This window comes from Asticcacaulis sp., from assembly GCF_035497195.1.
GTDB lineage: Bacteria > Pseudomonadota > Alphaproteobacteria > Caulobacterales > Caulobacteraceae > Asticcacaulis.
Genome location: NZ_DATJDZ010000031.1, coordinates 133,654 through 156,451, shown reverse-complemented (window position 1 = coordinate 156,451; position 22,798 = coordinate 133,654). Strand labels below are relative to the sequence as shown.

Here is a 22,798-nt window from a genome sequence, read left to right as displayed (position 1 = left end):
CGGAGTACGATAATGAGCGCCGACGCCAGCCCGTATAAAAAAATAACCGAAGGCGAGTTTGCCGGTTGGGTGATAGCGCCCGAAAGCGACACCTTCAACGGCCTGGTCGGGCCCTATTACTACCAGTCGGACGATCCCGCCAACGTCAAAGTGGCGTTCAAGGCGGAAAAGCGACATCTCAATGGCGGCGGCACTGTGCATGGCGGCTGCCTGCTGACCCTGGCTGACACATCATTGTTCGTCTTCGCCCTGCCCCATCTGGCTAATGGCGGCACCGTGACCCTGCAACTCGACTCACAATTCCTCAGCCCCGGCCGTGAGGGCGACATCATCGTGGCGACCGGCGAGATCACCCGCGTCGGCAAGTCGGTGATCTTCGGTCGCGGGCAACTGACCTGCGGCGACCGCATCCTGCTGAGCTATTCCGGCATCATGGCGCGTCTGGCCGCCAAACCGTCGGGCGACGCTTAAAGCCCGTAAACCGCGTTCGGCAAGGCGCCCACCACTGCCGCCGACAGACAGGTGGCCAGAAAAGCCGCCGCCAGCCCCTTCCAGATCAGGCTGATGATTTCCGGCCGGCGTTCCGGCATCAGCGCCCCAAAACCGGCGACGGTAATGCCGACCGAGCCGATATTGGCGAAGCCGCAGGTGGCGTAGGTCAGAAGGATACGCGTGCGCGGCGTCATGTCGGCCAGCGGAATCGCCGCCAGCTTGAGAAAGGCGACAAACTCGGTCAGCACCATCTTGATACCGAGGATTTCGCCGCCCTTCGCCGCCTCGTCCCACGGCACGCCGATCAGCCAGGCCAACGGCGTGAAAATGACGCCCAGTATGCGCTCGACCGTCACCGGCTGTCCGCCAATCGGCGGAACCACGGTCAAAATAGCATTGGCCAGCGCCGCCAGCGCCACCATAACCACCAGGATGGCGGCGATATTGATGGCGACCGTCATACCGTCAACCGTCCCTTTGGAAACGGCGTCGATGGCGGAATCGTATTTCAGCGCGCTGCCGTAATCGAGCTTTTCAACCTTATGATTCATCAGGTCTGGCACGATGATCCGCGCCAGCAAAACACCGGCCGGCGCCGAGACCACAGCCGCCGCCAGGATATGCCCGGCCGCATCCGGCAGGACGTGTTGCAGGATCAGGACATAGGCCACCATGGTCGAGCCGGCCACATTGGCCATGCCGACCACGACCAGCACGAACAGTTCGGAGCGGGTCAGCTTGTCGAGATAGGCCTTGATGATGATCAGGCTCTCGACATTACCGACGAATATGCCTGAAGCCACACCCAGCGAAGTGGCACCGCCGAGGCCAATCGTCTTTTCAAAGACATAACCGAAGGCGCGGATGATGACCTTGAGCACGCCGATATGCCACAACAGCGCCGACAGGGCCGAAATGACGAGGATCAGCGGCAAAACCTTGAGCGCAAACACAAAGAGCGCGCCGGAATTGGTCACCTGATAGGGCTGATCGCCGCCGCCCATATAGCCGAAAACGAATTGCATCCCCTGGTCGGTGGCGGTCGAAAGCGCGCTCATGCCGTTGGCGACGCCGCCCAGCAGAACATGCGATTGCGGAATGGCGAACAGGGCCAGGATCAGGACCACCTGGATGGCGATGGCGCCGATTGTCAACCGGATCGGAAACTTGCGGCGATTTTCCGACAGCCCCCAGCAAAACAGAATGATGACCGCAATGCCAAACAGGCTTTGCACGTTTTCCAGACCGTAATGAAAGGGCAAGACCGTCTCCATATGCGTATAAAGCTTCCGCATATAGCGATGAATTCAACAAGATTTGTGACAGTCTCATTTATCGCCGTCTTTACAAACTTCAACGAATAGTGATCAGTCAGGAAGAACAAAGCCGTTTAGAGTCTTCCGCGCACTCTGACAGAAAGATATGCCGATATGAGCCTGGCCGCAGGGCAAACCACGCCCCAGAACGACGCGACCACCCGCCACCTGCTGGTGGTCGATGACGATGACCGCATCCGCACCCTGCTGAAGGAGTTCCTGACCCGTCAGGGGTTCCGCGTCACCGCCGCCGCCCATGCCGACGCCGCCAAGCGGATGCTGCAACTGCTCGATTTCGACCTCTTGATCCTCGACGTCATGATGCCGGGCGAGGACGGATTCTCGCTGTCGAAATGGGTGCGCGTCAATTCCAACGTGCCGATTCTGATCCTCACCGCGCGCGGTTTGCCCGACGACCGCATCATGGGCCTCAGCATCGGCGCCGACGATTATCTTTCCAAGCCGTTCGAGCCGCAGGAACTTCTGCTGCGCATCGAGGCCATCCTGCGCCGCACCGGGGTCAAGCCCGCCCTGCCGAAATCGATCAGTATGGGGCCGTTCAGCTTCGACCTGGAGCGTTCCGAGCTGAGCAAGAACGGCACCCTGGTCCGCCTGACCGAGGCTGAGTCGCAACTGCTGAAATATCTGGCCGAACGCGCCAATGTGCCGGTCGATCGCATGGACCTGGCCAAGGACAGCGTCGACACTACCGGCCGCGCCGTCGATGTGCAGGTCACCCGCCTGCGTCGCAAGATTGAACAGGATCCGAAGAACCCGCGCTATCTGCAAACCGTGCGGGGCAAGGGCTATATGCTGGCCCCGGACTAGACTATGGCTTCCGGTACCCGGCGCAAGCTGCCGAAGATCAAGTTCTGGCCCACCGTCCTGAAGCGCAACTTCCCGCGCACCCTGATGGCGCGTGTCCTGCTGATCATCGTCCTGCCCATCGCCATCATGCAGATCGCCGTCACCTGGGTGTTTTTCGACAAGCACTGGGAGACCGTTACCGCCAAGCTCTCCGAAGGCCTGGCCGGCGATATCGCCTGGGCCGTGCGCGCCTATGAGGAACACCCGACCGAGGCCAATCTCGACCATATCAGCGATCAGGCCGAAAAAAGTATGCAGTTGTCGATCAGCCTGAGAAAAGGCGACAAGCTGCCGCTTAACCGCAGGGAATCGATCTTCCTGGCGCTCAATCGCACCATTGATCAGGCCCTTGGCGATCAGTTGGAAGAGGTCTACTGGTTCGACACCACCAAATATCCCGGCTTCGTCGATATCCGCGTCCAGGTCGATCAGGGCGTTTTGCGCTTTATCGCCCCGAAAGACCGCGCCTTCGCCACCACCGGATATATCTTCATCTTCTGGATGCTGGGCGCCACCCTCATCCTGACGACCATCGCCATGCTGTTCATCCGCAATCAGGTGCGCGCCATCGAGCGCCTGTCGCAAGCCGCCGAGCGCTTCGGCCGCGGCGAGGAGGATGTCGGCTTCAAGCCCTATGGCGCCACCGAAGTGCGGGCCGCCGCCGAGGCCTTCCTCAAGATGAAGGCGCGCATCCAGCGCCAGATCGAGCAACGCACCACCCTGCTCGCCTCGGTCAGTCACGACCTGCGCACGCCGCTGACCCGCCTCAAGCTCGAACTGGCGATGGGCGAGCAGGACGAGGCCAATACGCGCATGAAGCAGGACGTCTCCGAGATGGCCTATATGATCGACGAATACCTGGCCTTCGCCCGTGGCGAAATGGCCGAAAATACCGACAGCGTATCGGTCCGCGCCCTGATGGATACGGTCACCGACAGCATCGCCCGCGCCGGCCACAAACTTCAGACCGAACGATTGAGTGAAGACCTGCGCGTCAATATCCGCGAAATGGCGGTCCAGCGCGCCCTGACCAACCTGGTCATGAACGGCTTCCATTACGGCAAGCATGTCCGGTTTCATGCCGAACTGAGCAGCGGTGAAAAGCAGACCTTAAGCCTGATTATCGATGACGACGGTCCTGGTATCGCGCCGGAAAAGCGCGAGGAAGCGTTCAAACCGTTTTCCCGGCTGGATGATTCACGCAACCAGAATATCAAGGGCGTGGGATTGGGACTGGCCATCGCCCGCGACATTGTGCGCAGTCACGGCGGCGAACTGACGCTCGACACCAGCCCGCAGGCCGGCCTGCGCGCCGTGATCAGCCTGCCGGTGTCGCAAAGTTAAGTTCTCCCCCTCCAAGAGGGGCAGATCATTTAAACCGCGACTTCCACCAGTTCCCGCGCCACGGCCTCGGCGATCTTGATGCCGTCAATGGCCGCCGACAGGATGCCACCGGCATAGCCTGCGCCTTCACCAGCAGGATAAAGCCCTTGCGTATTCAGACTCTGCATATCCTTGCCACGCGTGATGCGCACCGGCGAGGATGTGCGCGTTTCCACGCCGGTCATCATCGCATCCGGGTGGTCATAGCGCGCGATCTGGCGCCCGAAGATGGGCAGGGCCTCGCGCATGGCGGCGATAGCGAAATCCGGCAGACATACGCTAAGGTCGGTCAGATGAACACCCGGCTTGTAGGACGGCAAAACTTCGCCAAACTCTGTAGACGCCTGCCCTTTTAGGAAATCACCGACCTTTTGCCCTGGCGCCTGGTAGTTCGAGCCGCCGGCGACAAAGGCCAAAGATTCCAGTTTGCGCTGCAATTCCACTCCCGCCAGCGGATGGCCGGGATAGTCGCGCTCTGGGTCAATGCCGACGACAAAACCGGCATTGGCGTTGAATTCCTTGCGCGAATACTGGCTCATCCCGTTGGTGACCACGCGCCCCGGCTCCGACGCCGCCGCCACGACACGACCACCGGGGCACATGCAGAAACTATAGACCGTGCGGCCATTCTCACAGTGATGCGACAGGGTATAGGCCGCCGCCCCCAGATCCGGATGGCCAGCGCAGGCGCCGAACCGCGCCTGATCGACCCATGACTGCGGATGCTCGATCCGCACGCCGATGGAAAACGGCTTGGCCTCGATAAAGACGCCACGATCATACAACATCTGAAAGGTATCGCGGGCGCTATGGCCCACCGCCAGCACGACCTGATCGGCTTCAAGATAGTCACCCGTACGCAGGTGAAGGCCGCGCACGCTGCGCGTACCATCCGGCGCTATGTGGATATCGATATCAGTAACGCGCGTCTGCCAGCGGTATTCGCCGCCCAGCGCCTCGATCGTCCGGCGCATGTGCTCGACCATGGTCACCAGCCGGAAGGTGCCTATATGCGGATGGGCCTCGGTCAGGATTTCCGCCGGTGCACCGGCCTTGACGAATTCTGTCAGCACCTTTCGGCTTAGGTGACGTGGGTCCTTGATCTGGCTGTAGAGCTTGCCATCGGAAAAAGTGCCAGCGCCGCCCTCGCCGAACTGGACGTTGGATTCCGGATCAAGTTCGCCACGGCGCCAAAGCCCCCAGGTATCCTTGGTGCGTTCGCGCACCACCTTGCCACGATCGAGAATGATCGGCTTGAGGCCTATCTGCGCCAAAATCAGTGCGGCGAACAGGCCGCAAGGCCCGGCACCGATCACCACCGGCCGGTGCTTGCCGCTATTGACCGGCGCCGTGCCGATAAAGCAATATTCGGTGTCGGGCGTTGGCCGTACGCTTTGATTACCCGCCATCCGGGCCAGAACACCGGCCTCGTCTTTCAGCGTCACATCCACCGAATAGATCAGCAAAATCGCCGACTTGCGCCGCGCATCATTGGCCCGACGCGCGATCTCGAACGATATCAGGTCTTCCGGCGCAATGCCCAGTCGCGCGCAGATCGCTTCCGGCAAGGCTTCGGGTGCGTGGTCGAGCGGCAGTTTCAATTCGGTGATACGGAGCATGGCCGTGCTTTACCGGCAATGCTCCCTTCGCGCAACACGCACAAAAAAAACGCCCCGCACGAATGCGGGGCGTCGAGTTGAGCACAGAGGGAAAGGTTTAGAACTTCGCCGAGACACCAACGCGCCAGGTGCGGCCATAGGCTTCGTTCTCGACCAGTTGGCTCTTATTGCCGACATAACGCTGCCAGTCGGCCTCGGTCAGGTTCTTGCCTTCGACATAAAGCTGCCAGTTCGGCGTGACGGCATAACCGATCTTGAGATCGACCTTGCCATTGGCGGCGGTGTAGATGTCGGTGTCCTTGCTCTCGCCCAGGGTATCGAGATACTCAGAACGGTAGGTATAGGCGACGCGGGCCGACCAGTTGGCCTTTTCATAGGTCAGTTCGGCGGTGCCGGTCAGGTCCGAGGTATAGATCAGCGCCACCTTGTCGGAACGGCCAGGCGCACCGTCGGTGCTCGACTCCTGCGTCGTCACGTTGAACGAGGTGCCGAGGCCATCGAAAGGCGCCGGCAGGCTGTCGAACTGCATGATGAAGTTGAACTCGACGCCCGAAACCTTGGCCGACTTCAGGTTCTGCGACTGTGTGATCTTGGCGCCGTTATAAAGCGTGCCGTTGATCGTTTCGTTGTCGGCTTCGCGTTCGGTGACGAAAATCGGATTGTCGATCGACTTGTAGAAAGCGGCGACCGAGATCATGCCCCTCTTGCCAAAATAGTGCTCATAGCCGGCATCGAGATTGACCGAGGTCAGCGGATCGAGGTCCGGATTGCCGATTTCCAGTTCGATATCGCTGGCGTCATAATTTACGGCAACGCGCGGGGCGAGATCGACATAGTTCGGACGACCGATCGAGGTGGTGGCGGCGAAACGGACCAGCGAATTGTTGTTGAAGTCATAGCGGCCGACCAGCGACGGGAACAGGTCGGTATAGGACTTCTTGCCGAAGCTGTTGAAGACGCCGGCGGCTTCCAGTTGCGCTTCGGTGGTGATAGATTCCGAATCGTAGGCGATCGCTTTGTATTCGGCGTCGGTCTGCTCAACGCGCAGACCGGGGATCAGGGTCAGGTTGCCGGTGTGGATGGTGGCCTGAACATAGGCTGCCGCCACCTTTTCACGGACATCGTAATCACCGCCCAGTTCATCGGCAATACTTTCGCCGACATTCAGCTCCATCAGGCCGTTGGCTTCGGCATAATCGAGAGACTTGAGGAAATCGACCGTCGGGCCGAACTTTCGTCCATAGAGGCTGCCGGCATCATAGGATTCAAAATCGCTCAGCTTCATGTCGCTGAGATCATAGTAACGATAATCGACCGCGCTGCGCTTGTGACGCTCGGAATACTTGGCGCCCATCTTGAAGGTGGTGTCGCCACCAAAGGCCGAGGTCGGCAGGGTGTAATCGGCCGACGCCTGGGTCAGGGTTTCGCGGGCATGATCGGCTTCCAGTTCAGCCGATTTGGCCGTGTATTTGGAAGCGTCATAGGCCACGTCGTTCGGATTGATCGTAAACAGCAGATCAGACAGATCATAGGTGCCCGATACGACATTTTTCTTGGTCGCGTAGGCGAAGTTATAGCGGGGATCGTCATCCTTGATGGCCGTCGAACGGGTGGCGTCAACCTTTAGCTTGCCGGCGCCGACGGTGAATTCCCCCCCCAGATTGACAGTGGCGATATGCTCGTCTTCAAAGCGGTACTTGGCGTTGCGGTTGGCGGCCTTTCCAGCCGCGAATGTGCCATCGTCATTGAGCGCGTCTTCCAGATTAACGCGGAATTCCTGGCGCTGCTCCATGTCGGTGAAGTGCGAGAACAGGGTGCGGGCATAGAGATGCACGTCATCATTCGGCTTGTAATCGAAGTTCAGCGCCGCGCCCTGGCGATTGCGGATGACGTAATAGTCGCGCAGGCGCCAGTCATCCGGCTTGCCGTCTTCCCAGTTATCCGAGCCTTGCAGATTGTCGGAGGCCTGCGGACGGCGCGAGGCGTTGAGCGCGGCGACGATGCCGAACTCATTATTGGCGCCGAAGCGCGTACCGGCGGCCACATCGGTGTCGTAAGACGTCTTGTCGTTCAGCTCGATATAGCCGGCGCTATAACGCGCGCTAAGGAACGGCTTCTTGCGGTCGAAGGCCGACAGCGTCTTGATATTGACCGCGCCGGCGATGGCGTTGGCGTCATATTCAGCGGTCTGGTTCTTGATAACTTCGACGCTGCCGATCAGGCCCGTCGGCACGGTGTCGAGCTTGATCGAACGGGTGTCCGTTTCCGGTGCGGCGGCATCCTGACCGTTGATGCGTACGGCGGCCAGAGACGGATCGAGACCACGGATGACAACGTAACGGCCTTCGCCCTGATCGTCGGCCACAGCCACGCCCGGCGCGCGCGACACCACTTCGCCAACATTCTGATCTGGCAACTTGCCGGCGTCATTGGCAGTGATGACTTCGCGGGTGACGTTGGAGTTGTGCTTCTGGTCCATCGACTGGCGCTCGGCGGCGCGCGTGCCGAAGACGACAACTTCAATCGGCGCTTCAGCGGCAGCAACGGCGTCCTGCGCCGCGGCGATCGTCGGTGCAATAGTCATGACCAGAGGCGCCACGGCGGCATTCATAAGTAAATATTTCACAGTTCTCATTTTAAGCCCCACATTAGGAAAAATTTACAGTGCAAATGCCATAAATTTTGGTATTACCCGGATTGGCTAGCTAATAGGGATTAGAAATGATGGATTTTCGTAAGTTTTATTACAGAAATATGACAAGCTGCTTAGTAGTTATAAGTGTTGCTTACTTGTCAGCCTGCGCGCCTATACATAAAGAGTTGATTTCAGATTCCACACTTGTGGCGCATGGCACCGGCACGCCCGTTCTGGCAGCGGCCGAAACAGAGGCCGTGGCCACCAGGGCGCTCGACAGCGCCGACGATCCGGAAATCTGGGTCGATTCAAAGGATTCCAGCCGCGCCCTGATCTACGCCACCGACAAAAAGGCCGGCCTCTATGTCTATGACCTGACCGGCAAACAGGTGCAGTTCCTGCCCGTCGGCCCCATGAACAACGTCGATCTGAGAAGCGGCTTGGCCATCGCAGGCTTACCGGAAACGGTCATCGCGGCGTCGGATCGGGTCAAGGGCGGGGCGGCCCTGTTCACACTCGATCCCGTGACCTTGCAGACCTCATTCTGGGGCTTTGCGCCCATGCCGACCAGCGAGGCCTACGGCTTCTGCATGGGCGTCACCAAATCGAATCAACTGACCTTTGTCATGGTCGGCAAGAATGGCGACGTAACGCAATCGGTCATCACCAGCGAAAACAGCCAGCCAAAGGCCAATATCGTCCGCCAGTTCGCGGTCGGCACCCAGTCGGAAGGCTGCGTCGTTGATGACGCCACCGGCCGCCTCTATATCGCCGAGGAAAACGTCGCCCTGTGGCAATACGGCCTCGATCCGGCCAGCGGCACGGCGCGCACAGCGGTCGATACCCTGCCCTCGCAAAAACTGGTGGCCGATATCGAAGGCCTGACCTTGCTGCGCGAAGGGCCGCAAACCTTCCTGATCGCTTCAAGCCAGGGTGATTCTGCTTTCGCCGTCTGGCGCATCGAGGGCGAAACGCCGGTTTATCTGGGGCGTTTCTCGGTCTATGCGGGTAATGGCATCGACGCGGTGACCGGCACGGACGGCGTGGCGGCCCTGGGTGGACAGGTCGGCCCTTACGGCAAGGGTGTCGTGGTGATGCAGGACGATTCAGATACCGACGGCGAGACGCCGGCAACGGCCCGCCAGCGGCAAAATTTCAAGATCGTCGATTGGAACGAGATCCGCAAGTCACTGGCGATTCCGTAAGCCCTTTCAGGCCATTAGTTCGATGGCTTCCACGCCGGCGCCGATCCACGATTCATCGTCATAGGCGTTGACGTAGATATAAGTGGCGCCGGCCAGCAGGGTGCGGAAAATCGCTTCGTCACTCAGACCGGAAGCCAGTTTGGCCGAGGCGATAAAGATCAGCTTGAGATAGGAAACTCCGGCGATCAGTTCATCAATATGGGCCGGGGCATAGGTGCGGCCGTCGTAGACCTTGAAGATATGATCGTCGAAAACGCCCAGCCGTGAATTGGGGCCTGAGAAAATATCGAAACCGATATCACCCGGCCGGCTCCACGGATCATAATAGACGACATGGCCGTCGCGCCCATTGAGCCGGTCGGCGATGTCGAGCGCCAGTTCATCACGGGCTGACACCTGATCGATCGGCACGCTGAAATTCGGACTGATCAGATCTTCCTCGGTAATCGCCGCCTCCGCGAACGTCCAGGCGCGGCTGAGGACCAGCCGGCGGATCACCGAACCGAAGACACCGGACGGCTCCGCCAGCGCATTGGAGGTATCGCGCGCGCCCTTCGTGCCGATCACGGTATCCAGCAAAAATGCTTTTCCGAAATCAGGCAGGAAGCGCAGCGACATGCCTACCCCAGTTCTTTTGAACGCTTGTGGGCGGCGTCAACCGACGCCAGGATCAGTTCGTCCAGCCCTGCGCCCGGCTTGCACAGAATATTGAGCGCCGCCTCCGTGGTGCCGCCGGGAGAGGCGACTTTCTTGATCAGGCTCTCCGGGTCTTCGCCGGTTTCATCGAGCAGGCGCGCCGCCGAAATCAGGGTGCCGCGCGCCAGGTCGCGGGCGTGGCTCGATGACAAGCCATTGGCTTTGCCCGCCTTTTCCAGAGCGCGCACGAAGGCGTAGACATAGGCGGGACCGGAACCCGAAACGGCGGTCGCCGAATTGATCTGGTCCTCGTCGGTCAGTTCGACCGTCTGGGCCATCGGGGCGAACAGGCCGCGCGCCGCATCCATGCCCGCTGCTGTATCGGCATAGAGGCTGGCCACGCCCTTGCCGGTCGCCACGCCGGTGGTCGGCATGACGCGCGCCACCGCATGGCCAGCAAAGGCCTGCTTGAGCTGGGTGGTCGTCACGCCCGCCATGACCGAGACGAAAACCACGTCCTTGTTTATATTCGGCTTGAGGATCTGCGCCACCGCGTACCAGCCCTGCGGTTTGACGGCCAGGATGATGGTCTTTGCGGTGTGCCAGGTTTCCGGCAGCGGATTGAGCTGCGCGCCATCGGCGGCATAGGCCTGCGCCTCATCGCCGGGTTTAAGGTCGAGGATCATCACTTCGGAGGGCGCGACATGGCCCTGAACACGGAACCCCTTGAGGATCGAGGAGCCGAGCGCGCCGGCGCCCACGAGAAGGATCGGTTTAGCGAGACTCATTTTTGGATACCCTCAGACTGATGCGTCTGTTCTAATTAAACTTCACGGCTCATTGGCACAAGCGGCCACCGGGCCGCCTATCGATGAATTCAGGCCTCGCCCTTGGTCTCGAACAGACAGGCGGCGAAAGCGTCGGACGCCGTGTTGACGCCCTTGAACCAGAAATCGAAAGCGGGGAAGAAACGATCGACCGCCTCGGCGGCGCTGTTGATCATATGGGCGCTGGCCACCACCGAGGCGCGCTCCAGCGGATTGAGCGCCACCGTATGGCGGAAAATAACGTCATAGACGCCTTGCCCGTCCACCGCTTCCGGATCGCGGAAAACCTCGAAATGACCGAACCAGACGTGCGAATTGACCAGGCAAAGCAGTTCATAAAGCCCGCCGAGCCGGCTTTCAGGCAGCGGCACGCCTACGCCGCTCTCGACATCGAGCGAGCAGCACAGTTGCAGACATTCGCCTTCCGGCCGCCACGAAAACCACATTTCATAGGTCCGCCAGTCACCGGCGAGCGCGAAACCGAGATCGCCCTCCGGCGTGCGCTCGAATTCCAGCCCTTCCTCGGTCAGGATGGACTCCACCATGTCGAGCGGGTCGAACGCGGCATCACTGTCGAGGGTTTGCGGGGTATTCATGTAAACTCGTTCTATCTAAAAAATTCAGTCTTGCGGTACTTCGGTATCCGGCTTCACGCCCTTGCCCTTGGGCTTTACCGACAGGGCCGCCACGGCGGCGCGCAGTTCGGCCACTTCCGCCTTCAGCGCATCCAGTTCATCACGACGCACCAGATCCATGTCGGCGACGAAGCGATCTCCCTGCGCCCGGAAGGCCGCCTTGGCCTCTTCGCCGGCCGCCTGCGCCAGCGACATGGCGCCCGTCGTCATCTTGGCCAGCTCATCGAGGAAGGGATTTTGGCTTTGCATCGCAGGCGCTCCGTTAAAGATAAGATGTTGTCTATATAGGCGCTTATCTCATTTCGGACAAACTTTTCATGATTCTGGCGATGCCGCCTCTCTTTTGTGGCGACGAGTCACAACGAAGTTGGTAAACAGCCATCACAATGCCGCTCAGGCCCCGCGAGGCTCCTCGCAACAGCTCGGGCGCACACTTGTGCTTGCCGAATCCGGCGGCTTCGGAAACTAAAACCTGGAGACGACATGCCCCTGAACCTGCCGGACATCAACCCCATCCTAGTCCAGATTGGTCCATTGGCTATCCGCTGGTACGCGCTCGCCTATATCGCCGGCATTGTGTGCGGCTGGCTCTATATCGCGGCGCTGGTCAAGAAAGAAGCGTTGTGGGCGCCGCGCCGTCCGCCGGTCAACAGCGCGCAACTCGACGACCTGATCCTGTGGATCACGCTTGGCATCATCATCGGCGGCCGTATCGGCTACATCCTGTTTTATGACGCCTCGATCATCTGGAAAGACCCGCTCGAGGTCTTCATGATCCAGAACGGCGGCATGTCCTTCCACGGCGGCTTCATCGGGGTCACCGTGGCCTCGATCATCTACTGCCGCGCACAGAAATTCAGCCTGTCACGGGCGCTCAATCTCGGCGACCTGATGGCCTGCGCCGCGCCGATCGGGCTGTTTTTCGGTCGCATCGCCAACTTCATCAATGGCGAACTGTGGGGCCGCGTCACCCATGTGCCCTGGGGCATGGTGTTCTGTAACCAGTATATTGAAGCCCAGTACAATGGCGACTGCCCTGCCAAATATGCTCCCCGCCATCCCAGCCAGCTTTATGAAGCGCTCGGCGAAGGCGTGTTGCTGTTCATCCTATTGTGGGTGCTGGCGAATGTTTATCGCAAGTTTAACCGCCCCGGCCTGATCATGGGCGCCTTCATCGCCGGCTACGGCATCATCCGCATCCTGGTGGAAAATGTCCGTGAGCCTGACGCGCAGATGCTGCCCTTCTTCAAGAATGTCATCACTATGGGGCAATCGCTGTCGCTACTCATGCTGGCTGTCGGCGCTTTCCTGATCTGGCGCGCCCTGAAAACGCCCGTGCCGGAACCCGAAGTCGAACCGGAAGTCCCTGTAGAAACTGCCGAACTGGACGGTTGATGTCCCTGAAAGACCGCCTGATCGAACAGATCACGCTCGAAGGCCCGATGCCGCTGGACGCCTATATGGCCCGCTGCCTGCTCGATCCGATCGACGGCTACTACACGAAAAACGCCGCCCTCGGCGCCGATGGTGATTTCATCACCGCCCCGCTGATCTCGCAGATGTTCGGTGAGATGATCGGCGTCTGGGTGGCGCAGACCTGGCTGTCGATGGGATCGCCCTCGCCTGTCCGGCTGGTCGAGATCGGCGGCGGCGACGGCACCCTGATGAGCGATATCCTGCGCGTGGCTGAGCGCGTCCCTGGCCTGTGTAAGGCTGTTCAGGTCACGATGGTGGAAATCTCCCCGCCTCTGCGCGCCTTGCAGGCCGAGCAGGTGCCGGACGCTGTCTTTGTGCCTTCGCTCGACGGCGTGGCCGAAGATATGCCGGTGATCGTCGTCGCCAATGAACTGCTCGATTGCCTGCCCGCGCGGCAGTTCATCCGCACCGAAACCGGCTGGTTCGAGCGCTGCGTCGGCTTGCAGGCGGGCGCGCTGGCCTTTGGTCTTATTCCGGCGGGTGAAGATTTCATCCCGCCGTTCGAGACCGCCATCGGCGACCTGGTTGAAATCTCACCCGCCCAGACCCGCCTGGCCGAAAACCTGGCGCTCCTCATCAAAAACGCCACCGGCGCCGCCTTGCTGATTGACTATGGCCGCGACACGCCCGAAACCGGGGACACCCTGCAAGCCCTGTATCGTCACCAGAAGCGCGCCCCACTCGAAGCCCCCGGCGCACACGACCTGACCGTCTGGGCTGATTTCCCGGCGGTCGCGGCCGTGGCGGCCAAAACTGGCGTCACCGTCAGCCCGATCACCGCCCAGCGCGATTTTCTCGCCCGCCTCGGTATCGAAACCCGCCACGCGGCGCTCAGTGAACGCAATCGTGATCAGGCCGAAAAACTCCAGCGTCAGTATGACCGGCTGATGTCCCCAGACCAGATGGGGGCGCTGTTCAAGGTGCTGGGCATGGCCTATCCGGCCAGCGTTAACCTCTTCGCGCTTGAAGCCGGCGGGGCAGGCCTGTAGACTAAAACAGGCGCAAAAAGAGCCTCTTACCGCCGGCGGACACAAAACCGCCGCAGCCGTCCGCCTTTATGGCGACACTAAACTCAGACATTCCCGGAGCTTACGTCGCGGTCTTAAAGCTTTGCGATCATGGTTCTTTTTACAGTAACAGGTTTCCCTATATGTCCCTCCTGCCCTCGCGTATCCTGCACCCGCTCCTTGACCTCGCCCAGATCCAGCACGGCTTCTTTACTCGCCACGGTGGCGTATCGCAGGATATCTATGGCAGCCTGAATCTCGGCCTCGGCTCGAAGGACGACCAGGACGCCGTAATGGAAAACCGCAAGCGCGTGGCGGCCTCGTTCGGACGCCCGGAAAATTACTTGCTCAGTCTCTATCAGGTCCATTCCAATATCGCGCTCAAGGTCAATGAACCCTTCACCGGCGAACGCCCGCAAGCCGACGGTCTGGTCACGGCGCGCGCCGGGGTGATCCTGTCGGCGCTGTCAGCCGATTGCGCCCCCATCCTCTTCTGCGACCCGCAAAGCCGCGTGGTCGCTTCCTGTCATGCCGGCTGGAAGGGGGCTTTGAATGGCGTCATCGAATCCACGCTCAAGGCCATGACCCAGCAGGGCGCCAAGGTGGAACGCGTCCGCGCCGTGATCGGCCCGTGTATCCAGCAGGCGTCTTACGAAGTCGGCGCCGATTACGAAGCCACCTTCGCCCAGGAAGACCCGGAATCGCGGCCATTTTTCATTCAGGCCGACGATCTTGACAAGCGCATGTTTGATCTGCCCGGCTATTGCCAGATGCGCCTGAAGCGCGCCGGAATCGCCGAAAGCGCCTCGACGGGCCACGACACCTGCGCCGACAGCGCCCAGTTCTTCTCGAACCGTCGCGCCGTCAAGACCGGCGAAGCTGACTATGGCCGCCTGATCTCCTGCATCATGATCAGGGCATAACTCTTGATCTCCCCCTGTTACAGTAGGGGCCATCGCATATGGTTGGCAATGTATTGATTAGATTCGCAAAATAGATCTTTGCAATTTTCGGCGATCTTTCTCAGAGACCTCCCCCTGATTTCAGGGGGTGGTGGCGCTTGCGCCGGAGGGGGGGGGTAATTTCTGGCGATTCAGCAGGCGAAAACGTCGGATTTAACCCCACCCGCCCCTATTCGGGGGCCCCCTCCTCTGAAATCAGGGGAGGTTCAGGTATAGCGACAATTCATATACGATAGCACTGCTCCAAGAGGGGGAGATTTTATTGCGCGCCTATTTTTAACTATTTACGACGTTTAGGTCTTGAACCGCGGCTTTCACCTGCTAAAAGCCGCTTCATATGACCAATTCGCCCAAAGCAGCTACGGGAAAACCCACCATGAAATTGCTCTCCGCCAACTCCAACCGGACCCTGGCCCAGAATATCGGTGATTATCTCGACATGCCGCTGTGCAAGGCGCGCGTCCAGCGCTTCGCCGACAACGAAATCTTCGTCACCATCGATGAAAACGTTCGCGGCGAGGACGTCTTTATCATCCAGTCGACCAGCTTCCCGGCCAACGACAACCTGATGGAACTGCTGATCTGCATCGACGCCCTGACCCGTGCCTCGGCCAAGCGCATCACCGCTGTCATCCCCTATTTCGGTTACGCCCGCCAGGATCGCAAGACCGGCGGCCGCACCCCGATCTCGGCCAAGCTGGTCGCCAACCTGATCACCCGCGCCGGCGCGCATCGCGTGCTCACTATGGACCTGCACGCCGGGCAGATTCAGGGCTTCTTCGATATCCCGACCGACAATCTGGTCGCCATCCCCTTCATGGCGAAGGATATCGCCGCCAACTACAAGACCCCTAATGACCTGATGATCGTGTCGCCCGATGTCGGCGGCGTGGTCCGCGCTCGCGCCCTGGCTGATCGTCTCGGCGGCGACCTGGCCATCGTTGATAAGCGCCGTGCGCGCGCCGGTGAATCCGAGGTCATGAACATCATCGGCGATGTGTCCGGCCGTCGCTGTATCCTGTTCGATGATATCGTCGATTCCGGCGGCACCCTGGTGAACGCCGCCAAGGCCCTGATCGAGCAGGGCGCCACCGAGGTTTCGGCCTATATCAGCCACGGCGTCCTTTCGGGCGAAGCCATGAACCGTGTCGATAAGTCGGTACTCAAGGAACTGGTCATCACGGATTCGATCGAGGCCACCGAGACGATCCGCAAGCATCCCAAGGTCCGCATCGTCGGCATCGCGCCGCTGATCGGCGAGGCTATTCGCCGTATCGCCAACGAAGAATCCGTGTCGAAACTGTTCGACTAGGCCTGGAATCACGGAAAACTTTTCGTGAAATGTCAGGCGTGAATTACCGCACAATTAACCGGACAGTCCATTGTTTTTATTAAACAATGGCCTGTTTGATTCACGCGCCCGTTAACCCTTTAAGTTGCGTGGCGTCATAATTTCGGCGTTTTTGCTGTTGAACACTGCGCCATACGCGTTAAGCCTTTCTGAGGAGGCTCAAACGCCTTCGCCACATAATATAAATCGTTATCCGCAGACTGGCATTTTCCGGCTGCGGACACCTTGGAATCAAAGGGAAACTTGCGTATGAAGCTGGCACTAACCAAGGGCTTATGCACCAGCCTGATCGCCCTTAGCTTTGCCATGACATTGGCGGGCTGCGCTACCGATGCGCCGCCACCTCCGCCCCCGCCGCCGCCCGCCCCCGCCGGTCCGCCGGTCGCCCTGGCCAGCGAAATTTCCGACGTCGCCGCCGTCTATCAGGACTATATCGAGAAGGCCGCCGCCATGAGGGGGCAATACGCCGATGGCGCCGCCATCCAGGCGCAGCTTGCCTCGGCCGAAGCCTTTGAACCCAATCAACTGGCCCACGGCGCCGTCGCCTATGCCGCCATCGTCGCCATGCAGGAGCCCGCGTTCCGCTCTATATTGCGCACCTATGCCGCCAATGATGCGACCCGCGCCGATATCAAGGCGCACCTGACCGCCGATCCGGCTTACGCCGCCGTCATTCCCGGCGCTGACGCCGCCGCCCGTCGTGTGATTTTAGCGCTGAGCAGCGACGGTCAATCCGTCTACAAAGCCGGCGCCGGCGTGAAGCAGGCCGCCTACGATATCCAGCACCAGAAGTGGTCTAGGGAGTTCGTCGCCGACCGTGACGGCCGCCTGGCGCTCGCCAAGGCGAACTCGATCACCCTGGCCAGCGTCCAGTCGGATGACAGCGCCAAATTGCTGGCCTCGGCCTTGTCCGGCGATGGCCTGGTCACCAGCGCTGATACCGGTCAATCGACGGGGCAAACTCTTGTTCAGGCGGGCCTGCCGGTGCAGGCTGTGCAACAGACGCCGGTTACAGGTGGTAACCCCGCGTTGATCCCCGATGCCGGAACGGCTCCAGTGCCTGCTGCCGCCAGCGCTTCCACAGCCAGTGTATCGGTCTTCGACCGTCCGGACCTGTTCAACCAGCCCTACACCCAGGCCGTCAACCGCGCCCTGACCATCGCTGCCCTCGCCCTGCTGGGTGAAGGCGGGGAAACCAACCTGCCGACCCTGACCAGCCTGCTCGATGATGGCGACGGCCAGCGCTGCTTGCAGATGAGCAAGCTCAATCTCTATCAGTGCCTGGCAGTCGCCAAGCCGCACTATGAGGATGTCTTCTGCGTCGGTCAGCACATCCTGATGGACACCGGCCAATGCATTGGCAAGATGTCGAGCAATGCGCTCAGCTTCGCGCCGGTCACGCGTGTCGGCTTCAAGGCGGACGGCAGTTCGGCCTATGCTGATCCGAAACCTTATCTCAAGCCAGCGCCGGTGAAGAAAGCGTCCGCCAAGAAAAAGACAGCGGCTAAAAAGAAGAAGTAAGGCGGCCTCTGAGGAATGCAGGGCATGAGGCTGAAACTGGCCTCATGCCCTGTTCTTTATTAACCCCAAAGTCATATTTGCCGCTCGTCGGGTTGCGTCCTGCGGGATTGTCGTGTATCGAGACCGCCTCCAGAAATTCGGACCGCCGGGCCAATTGTGGTACCGGCGTATTTCTAATGAGGTTTATGGCTATGGCCGATATCATTCTTGACGTTGAAGTACGTGAGCGCACCGGCAGCGGTGGCGCGCGTGAAACCCGTAATGCCGGCAAGGTGCCGGGCATTCTCTACGGTGGTGCACTGGCCCCCGTGCCGATCGCCGTCAACCTGAACGCCTTCCGCAAGGCGCTGGCGACCGGCAAGCTCAACGGTCACCTGGTGACCTTGAAGTATGGCAAGGAAACCCAGAAGGTCATCGCCAAGTCGATCGACTTCCACCCGGTCACCGATGTGCCGCTGCACTTCGACCTGTACCGTGTCGATGAACACGCCCAGATCAAGATCTCGGTTCCGGTGCACTTCAAGAACCACGAACTGTCGCCCGGCCTGAAGAAGGGCGCCGCGCTCAACGTCTCGATCCATGAGCTGGAAATCCTCGTTCCAGCCGACCACATTCCGGAAGACATCATTGTCGACCTGACCGGCCTCGAAATCGGCCAGAGCGTCCACGTCTCCGACCTGAAGCTACCTTCGGACGTCAAGGCGCATGTCGCCGGAACGGATGTCGTCGCCTCGATCACTGCGTCGGGCGCGTCAAAGAGCGAAGAAGCCGAAGCGGCCGACACGGCTGAAGCCTAATGGGGTTTGGGGCCTGCGGCCCCAAGTCCTTTCCCCTTCCAATAAAAAAGGCTCGTCCTCTGGATGGGTCTTTTTTATTGGATAGAAGAGAAGATATGGGGTCCCAAGAAACGTTCTCTGGCCCCAAACCCCATTAGTTTAGGAGTGCGCGGTGTATCTGATCGTTGGCCTTGGTAATCCCGGTACGCAATACGCGAAGAACCGCCACAATATCGGCTTCATGGTCATCGACGAACTGATCCGTGGCCCCGCCTTCGGCCCGGAGAAAAAAGCCTTCGACGGCATCACCTCCGACGGCCAGATTGAGACCGCCAAAGGTATTGAAAAGGTGCTGGCGCTAAAGCCGCAGACCTTCATGAACCTCTCCGGCCAGAGTGTGCAGAAAGCCATGCAGTTCTACAAGATCAAACCCGAACGCGTCATCGTCTTCCACGACGAGCTGGACCTCGCGCCTGGCCGCCTGCGCATGAAGCTGGGCGGCGGTCATGCGGGTCATAACGGCCTGCGCTCGATCATGGCCAATATCGGCCCGAACTTCATGCGCGGTCGCATGGGGATTGGCCATCCCGGCGTCAAGGAGATGGTTCTGGGCTGGGTGCTGTCGGACTTCGCCAAGGCGGATCAGCCCTGGCTGAACGCCCTGAATGACGCCTGCGTCCGCGCCCTGCCTTTGCTATTGGCTGGCACACCCGATGCCGCCGAACGCTACCAGAACGAGGTCATGCGCCTGGCGCCCGCCCCCAAGCTCGACACAAGGCAACTGAACGCGCCTAAAGACAATTGATGATCTGCTAATCGTTTAAATCAAAAAAGTCCCTGGATTATTAGAATCCAGGGACGCTCATTTATTCGTCTACTTCTTCACAATCATTAGGATTAGTACAGTGGGGTGAGCAACTTGTGTATTTAATTGTATGGTAATCAGTCACAGCACCATATGTCTGGTAGTTGCCGCTGCAAGCTAAAAAGCTCCCACCAACTATCCCAACTACACCACCAGATGCCGCTGCTGCTGCCGACGAATAATATGTAATCTTACGACTCTGTGCCGGCACGGCAGCAGCGTCGGAAACAATTGATAACCCGATCATGGACACAGCCACAGCCAATGCCGCTGTTTTGAACAGTTTCATAACATCCTCCAATTATTTGAAATGAACGTGAAACACAGTGTCCCGGGACTATATCTGGATACCATATTTCTGCACAAATAAAATACTTAAAGTTGAATTCACCAAACATAAAAACAACCATCAGATTATAAAAGATATTCTCTCGGATACCGTCCCGCAATTAAATCATCGGCGATCAGTCGCCCCTCTGGCCCCACCACCCAAAATGCTTTAGGGAGACACCAACTCCGTTTTACTCGAAAAGCTTGATTTCCATGGCCCTTAAAGTCGCTATCGTCGGTCTGCCCAATGTCGGCAAATCCACCCTGTTCAACGCCCTGACCCAGACCGCTTCGGCGCAGGCCGCCAACTACCCCTTCTGCACCATCGAGCCGAATACCGGTGACGTGGCCGTGCCTGAACCGCGCCTCGAAGTCCTGGCGAAGATCGTCGGCTCGAAGGAAATCCTCCCGGCCCGCATCAATTTCGTCGATATCGCCGGCCTGGTGCGCGGCGCGTCGAAAGGCGAAGGTCTCGGCAACCAGTTCCTCGCGAATATCCGCGACTGTGACGCCATCGCCTTCGTGGCGCGCTGTTTTGTCGATACCGACATCACCCACGTTGAAGGCCGCATCGATCCGCTGTCGGACCTCGAAATCATCGAGACCGAGCTAATGCTGGCCGATCTGGAATCGCTGGAAAAGCGCCTGCCGAATCTGGAAAAGCGCGCCAAGACCGGCGGCGACAAGGAAGCCGGCGTCACCGTCTCGCTAATCAATGCCGCGCTCGAAGAACTGCGCGCCGGCAAACCCGCCCGTCTCGCCTATGAAAAAGGTAAAGTTTCCAAGGAAGACACCAAGGCCTGGGAGATGCTGCAATTGCTGACGTCCAAGCCGGCCCTTTACGTCTGCAACGTTGAAGAAAGCGCCGCCGACAAGGGCAACGACCTATCCGATGCCGTCGCCACCCGCGCCAAGGCCGACCACGCCAACAGCGTCGTCATCTCGGCGCAGATCGAGTCGGAAATCGCCCTGCTAGATGCCGATGAGCGCCAGGAATTTCTTGAAACGCTGGGACTTGAAGAACCGGGTCTCAATCGCCTGATCCGTGAGGCCTACAAGCTGCTGGGCCTCGCCTCTTATTTCACGGTTGGCCCCAAGGAAGCCCGCGCGTGGACGATCCATGTCGGTGACACAGCCCCGCAGGCCGCCGGCGTCATCCACACCGACTTCGAGAAGGGCTTCATCCGCGCCGAAACCATGGCCTATGAGGATTTTGTCAAGTTCAATGGTGAAGCCGGCTGTAAGGAACACGGCAAGTTCCGTCAGGAAGGCAAGGAATATCTGGTCAAGGACGGCGATATCCTGAACTTCCGGTTTAATGTTTGAGTCGCGTAAGGGCGGCCATGATTGATCCATGATTGATAAAGCAGATATATGGCCGCTTCTTCTGAAGGCAACTCCCTCGTTTCAAAGCGAGTTTGACCAACAAGCCCCCGGTGATGCTGGTCTGGATTACATCATAGCGGCCAACTACGCGCGTCACCTTTTGACAATTTGCTTGTCCGATGAAACGAAAGTTTTCTCGGCGATAAGTCATGTCATTGAACGAATGATATCTCAAGGCGACACATATGTGAGCGAGTTTGCCGTAGTCGGACTTTTGGAAGATATCCTGTTTACTTGGCAAGGCGCAGACCGCGATCAGGAAAACTTCGCTCAGTATCTTTCCCCGCTAAGCTTGGCCTATTGGAAAAGCATTGCAAAATTTTGGAGCGGAGAAATTGCATATATTGGCGCCGATATCAGCCGTGACGATCTGACTTAATGCCCCCTCCGTCAGCGACACCAGCCCTTCGGGCTTCGCGCTGCCACCTCCCCCGCTTCGCAAGGGAGGAGAATAAATAAGAAAGCCCGCCGGATCATCTCCGGCGGGCTTTCTTGTTCTTGGTGCCGCGAGGTGCGGGGCCGGCATGATGCGGCGAAACGAAGTTCGGCGAAGCCAAAATGATTAGCTGTCGAGAACCGGCGCGGAGCGTACCTTAGTACGTGAGCACCGGCTCGCAGACAGATGATTATTTGCAGACCATCAGGGCGTTCCCACCTTAGTGTTTGCCGCGCCAGACCTGACGGTAAGCCCCATACGTAATGCCCGCCATCAACAGCAGGAACAGAATGACCGACACGCCCATCTGCTTGCGCTCGGTGGCGTGCGGATCGCCGGCCCATTCGAGGAAGGCCGCAACGTCCTGGGCTTCCTGCTTCACGGTCGCCTTGGTGCCATCGTCATAGGTCACCTTGTCAGCGGCCAGAGGCGGCGGCATGGCCAGCACGCCGCCAAGCGGCACCTTATGCGGATCGCCCTTCCACGAAGTGGCCAGCGCCCCATGCACATACGGGTTGTAGTGCTGGGTATCGGCGACCGTCAAACCTTCCGGCGCCGGCTGAAAGCCTGCCAGCATCGAGGCGACATAGTTGGCGCCGCCTTCACGTGCCTTGGTAATGACCGACAAATCAGGCGGGATAGCGCCGCTGTTCGAGGCCTTGGCGGCTTCGTCGTTCTTGAAGGGCGACGGGAAGCGGTCCGAGGTCGTGCCCTTGCGGGTGATCTCATCACCGGTATCGGGATCAATTTCGGCAATATCGTATTCCGACGCGATCTGCTTCACGATCGGATTTTCGTTCGGGTTCTTGTACTTCGGATCATAGAAGGGCCCGCCCTTCTGACCGAGGTTACGGAACGACATCAGGTGCATACCGTGGCAGGCCGCACAGACCTCGCGGTAAACCTTGTAGCCGCGTTGCAACTGCGCCTGATCGAACGAACCGAACGGTCCCTCGAAGGTGAAGTGATGGTCTTCCGGTTCCTTGAAGCCTTCGCTGGCAACGGCATGGACGCTGTTAGCCAGGGTGAAGACAACGGCCAGACCGGCCATCAGCTTAAGGGTTTTCGTCATA

At 59.5% G+C, this 22,798-nt stretch carries 22 protein-coding genes; 13 read left to right on the top strand and 9 right to left on the bottom strand.

Going from position 1 to position 22,798, the window contains the following annotated elements; translation table 11 throughout:
- Nucleotides 1-12 precede the first annotated feature (12 nt).
- A complete protein-coding gene (locus tag VL130_RS18375) occupies nt 13-471 on the top strand; it encodes a PaaI family thioesterase (RefSeq protein WP_325365270.1) in 459 nt (152 codons plus the stop codon).
- Here VL130_RS18375 and VL130_RS18370 read toward each other — a convergent pair.
- Nucleotides 468-1,766 (bottom strand): NupC/NupG family nucleoside CNT transporter, encoded by a 1,299-nt coding sequence (locus tag VL130_RS18370; protein WP_414636333.1) that lies wholly within the window; start codon nt 1,764-1,766, stop codon nt 468-470. The two genes, VL130_RS18375 and VL130_RS18370, sit on opposite strands and share 4 nt — an antisense overlap.
- A 156-nt stretch (nt 1,767-1,922) precedes the next feature.
- On the opposite strand from VL130_RS18370, the gene VL130_RS18365 reads away from it, so the two are divergent.
- Complete coding sequence (locus VL130_RS18365) at nt 1,923-2,636, top strand: response regulator (protein WP_325365266.1); 714 nt, start codon at nt 1,923-1,925, stop codon at nt 2,634-2,636.
- Nucleotides 2,637-2,639: 3 nt separating this feature from the next.
- Nucleotides 2,640-4,019, top strand: a complete 1,380-nt coding sequence (locus tag VL130_RS18360; protein ID WP_325365264.1) for an ATP-binding protein — start codon at nt 2,640-2,642, stop codon at nt 4,017-4,019.
- 29 nt (nt 4,020-4,048) lie between these two features.
- Here the strand turns inward: VL130_RS18360 and VL130_RS18355 are convergent, their stop codons facing one another.
- On the bottom strand, nt 4,049-5,677 hold the full coding sequence (locus tag VL130_RS18355; RefSeq protein WP_325365262.1) for an NAD(P)/FAD-dependent oxidoreductase: 1,629 nt from the start codon (nt 5,675-5,677) through the stop codon (nt 4,049-4,051).
- Nucleotides 5,678-5,774: 97 nt separating this feature from the next.
- Entirely contained in the window at nt 5,775-8,303 is a 2,529-nt protein-coding gene (locus VL130_RS18350; protein ID WP_325365260.1) for a TonB-dependent receptor, read from the bottom strand.
- A gap of 194 nt (nt 8,304-8,497) precedes the next feature.
- Between VL130_RS18350 and VL130_RS18345 the strand changes: the two genes are divergently transcribed.
- A complete protein-coding gene (locus VL130_RS18345; protein ID WP_325365258.1) occupies nt 8,498-9,517 on the top strand; it encodes a phytase in 1,020 nt (339 codons plus the stop codon).
- 6 nt (nt 9,518-9,523) lie between these two features.
- On the opposite strand, the gene VL130_RS18340 is transcribed toward VL130_RS18345, so the two are convergent.
- The 4 genes from VL130_RS18340 to VL130_RS18325 form a co-directional block, all read right to left on the bottom strand.
- Entirely contained in the window at nt 9,524-10,135 is a 612-nt protein-coding gene (locus VL130_RS18340) for a hypothetical protein (protein ID WP_325365256.1), read from the bottom strand.
- 2 nt (nt 10,136-10,137) lie between these two features.
- Nucleotides 10,138-10,941 carry a pyrroline-5-carboxylate reductase gene (gene proC / locus VL130_RS18335; protein WP_325365254.1) on the bottom strand — a complete coding sequence of 268 codons (804 nt, stop codon included), beginning with the start codon at nt 10,939-10,941 and terminating at the stop codon, nt 10,138-10,140.
- 89 nt (nt 10,942-11,030) lie between these two features.
- On the bottom strand, nt 11,031-11,576 hold the full coding sequence (locus VL130_RS18330) for a YbjN domain-containing protein (RefSeq protein WP_325365252.1): 546 nt from the start codon (nt 11,574-11,576) through the stop codon (nt 11,031-11,033).
- A gap of 24 nt (nt 11,577-11,600) precedes the next feature.
- Nucleotides 11,601-11,864, bottom strand: a complete 264-nt coding sequence (locus VL130_RS18325; RefSeq protein WP_303829204.1) for an accessory factor UbiK family protein — start codon at nt 11,862-11,864, stop codon at nt 11,601-11,603.
- Between the two features lie 240 nt (nt 11,865-12,104).
- On the opposite strand from VL130_RS18325, the gene lgt reads away from it, so the two are divergent.
- From lgt to pth, 7 genes are all read left to right on the top strand, one after another.
- Nucleotides 12,105-13,010, top strand: a complete 906-nt coding sequence (lgt, locus tag VL130_RS18320) for a prolipoprotein diacylglyceryl transferase (protein ID WP_325365654.1) — start codon at nt 12,105-12,107, stop codon at nt 13,008-13,010.
- A complete protein-coding gene (locus VL130_RS18315; RefSeq protein ID WP_325365248.1) occupies nt 13,010-14,080 on the top strand; it encodes a class I SAM-dependent methyltransferase in 1,071 nt (356 codons plus the stop codon). Before lgt ends, VL130_RS18315 begins: the two co-directional genes overlap by 1 nt.
- A 161-nt stretch (nt 14,081-14,241) precedes the next feature.
- On the top strand, nt 14,242-15,021 hold the full coding sequence (pgeF, locus tag VL130_RS18310) for a peptidoglycan editing factor PgeF (protein ID WP_325365246.1): 780 nt from the start codon (nt 14,242-14,244) through the stop codon (nt 15,019-15,021).
- 415 nt (nt 15,022-15,436) lie between these two features.
- On the top strand, nt 15,437-16,372 hold the full coding sequence (locus VL130_RS18305; protein ID WP_325365244.1) for a ribose-phosphate pyrophosphokinase: 936 nt from the start codon (nt 15,437-15,439) through the stop codon (nt 16,370-16,372).
- A 288-nt stretch (nt 16,373-16,660) separates the two neighbouring features.
- Entirely contained in the window at nt 16,661-17,932 is a 1,272-nt protein-coding gene (locus VL130_RS18300; RefSeq protein WP_325365242.1) for a hypothetical protein, read from the top strand.
- A 191-nt stretch (nt 17,933-18,123) separates the two neighbouring features.
- Nucleotides 18,124-18,729, top strand: a complete 606-nt coding sequence (locus VL130_RS18295) for a 50S ribosomal protein L25/general stress protein Ctc (protein WP_325365240.1) — start codon at nt 18,124-18,126, stop codon at nt 18,727-18,729.
- Between the two features lie 151 nt (nt 18,730-18,880).
- Complete coding sequence (gene pth / locus VL130_RS18290) at nt 18,881-19,513, top strand: aminoacyl-tRNA hydrolase (protein ID WP_325365238.1); 633 nt, start codon at nt 18,881-18,883, stop codon at nt 19,511-19,513.
- Nucleotides 19,514-19,574: 61 nt separating this feature from the next.
- Here the strand turns inward: pth and VL130_RS18285 are convergent, their stop codons facing one another.
- Nucleotides 19,575-19,862, bottom strand: a complete 288-nt coding sequence (locus tag VL130_RS18285) for a hypothetical protein (protein ID WP_325365236.1) — start codon at nt 19,860-19,862, stop codon at nt 19,575-19,577.
- Nucleotides 19,863-20,116: 254 nt separating this feature from the next.
- On the opposite strand from VL130_RS18285, the gene ychF reads away from it, so the two are divergent.
- Together ychF and VL130_RS18275 are read left to right on the top strand one after the other, a co-directional pair.
- The gene (gene ychF / locus VL130_RS18280) at nt 20,117-21,229 is read left to right on the top strand and encodes a redox-regulated ATPase YchF (RefSeq protein ID WP_325365234.1); all 1,113 of its coding nucleotides are present in this window, start codon (nt 20,117-20,119) and stop codon (nt 21,227-21,229) included.
- A 28-nt stretch (nt 21,230-21,257) separates the two neighbouring features.
- Nucleotides 21,258-21,668: a DUF7674 family protein gene (locus VL130_RS18275; RefSeq protein WP_325365232.1), complete on the top strand. Its 411-nt coding sequence runs from the start codon at nt 21,258-21,260 to the stop codon at nt 21,666-21,668.
- A gap of 277 nt (nt 21,669-21,945) precedes the next feature.
- Here the strand turns inward: VL130_RS18275 and VL130_RS18270 are convergent, their stop codons facing one another.
- On the bottom strand, nt 21,946-22,797 hold the full coding sequence (locus VL130_RS18270; protein ID WP_325365230.1) for a cytochrome c1: 852 nt from the start codon (nt 22,795-22,797) through the stop codon (nt 21,946-21,948).
- Nucleotide 22,798 lies beyond the last annotated feature (1 nt).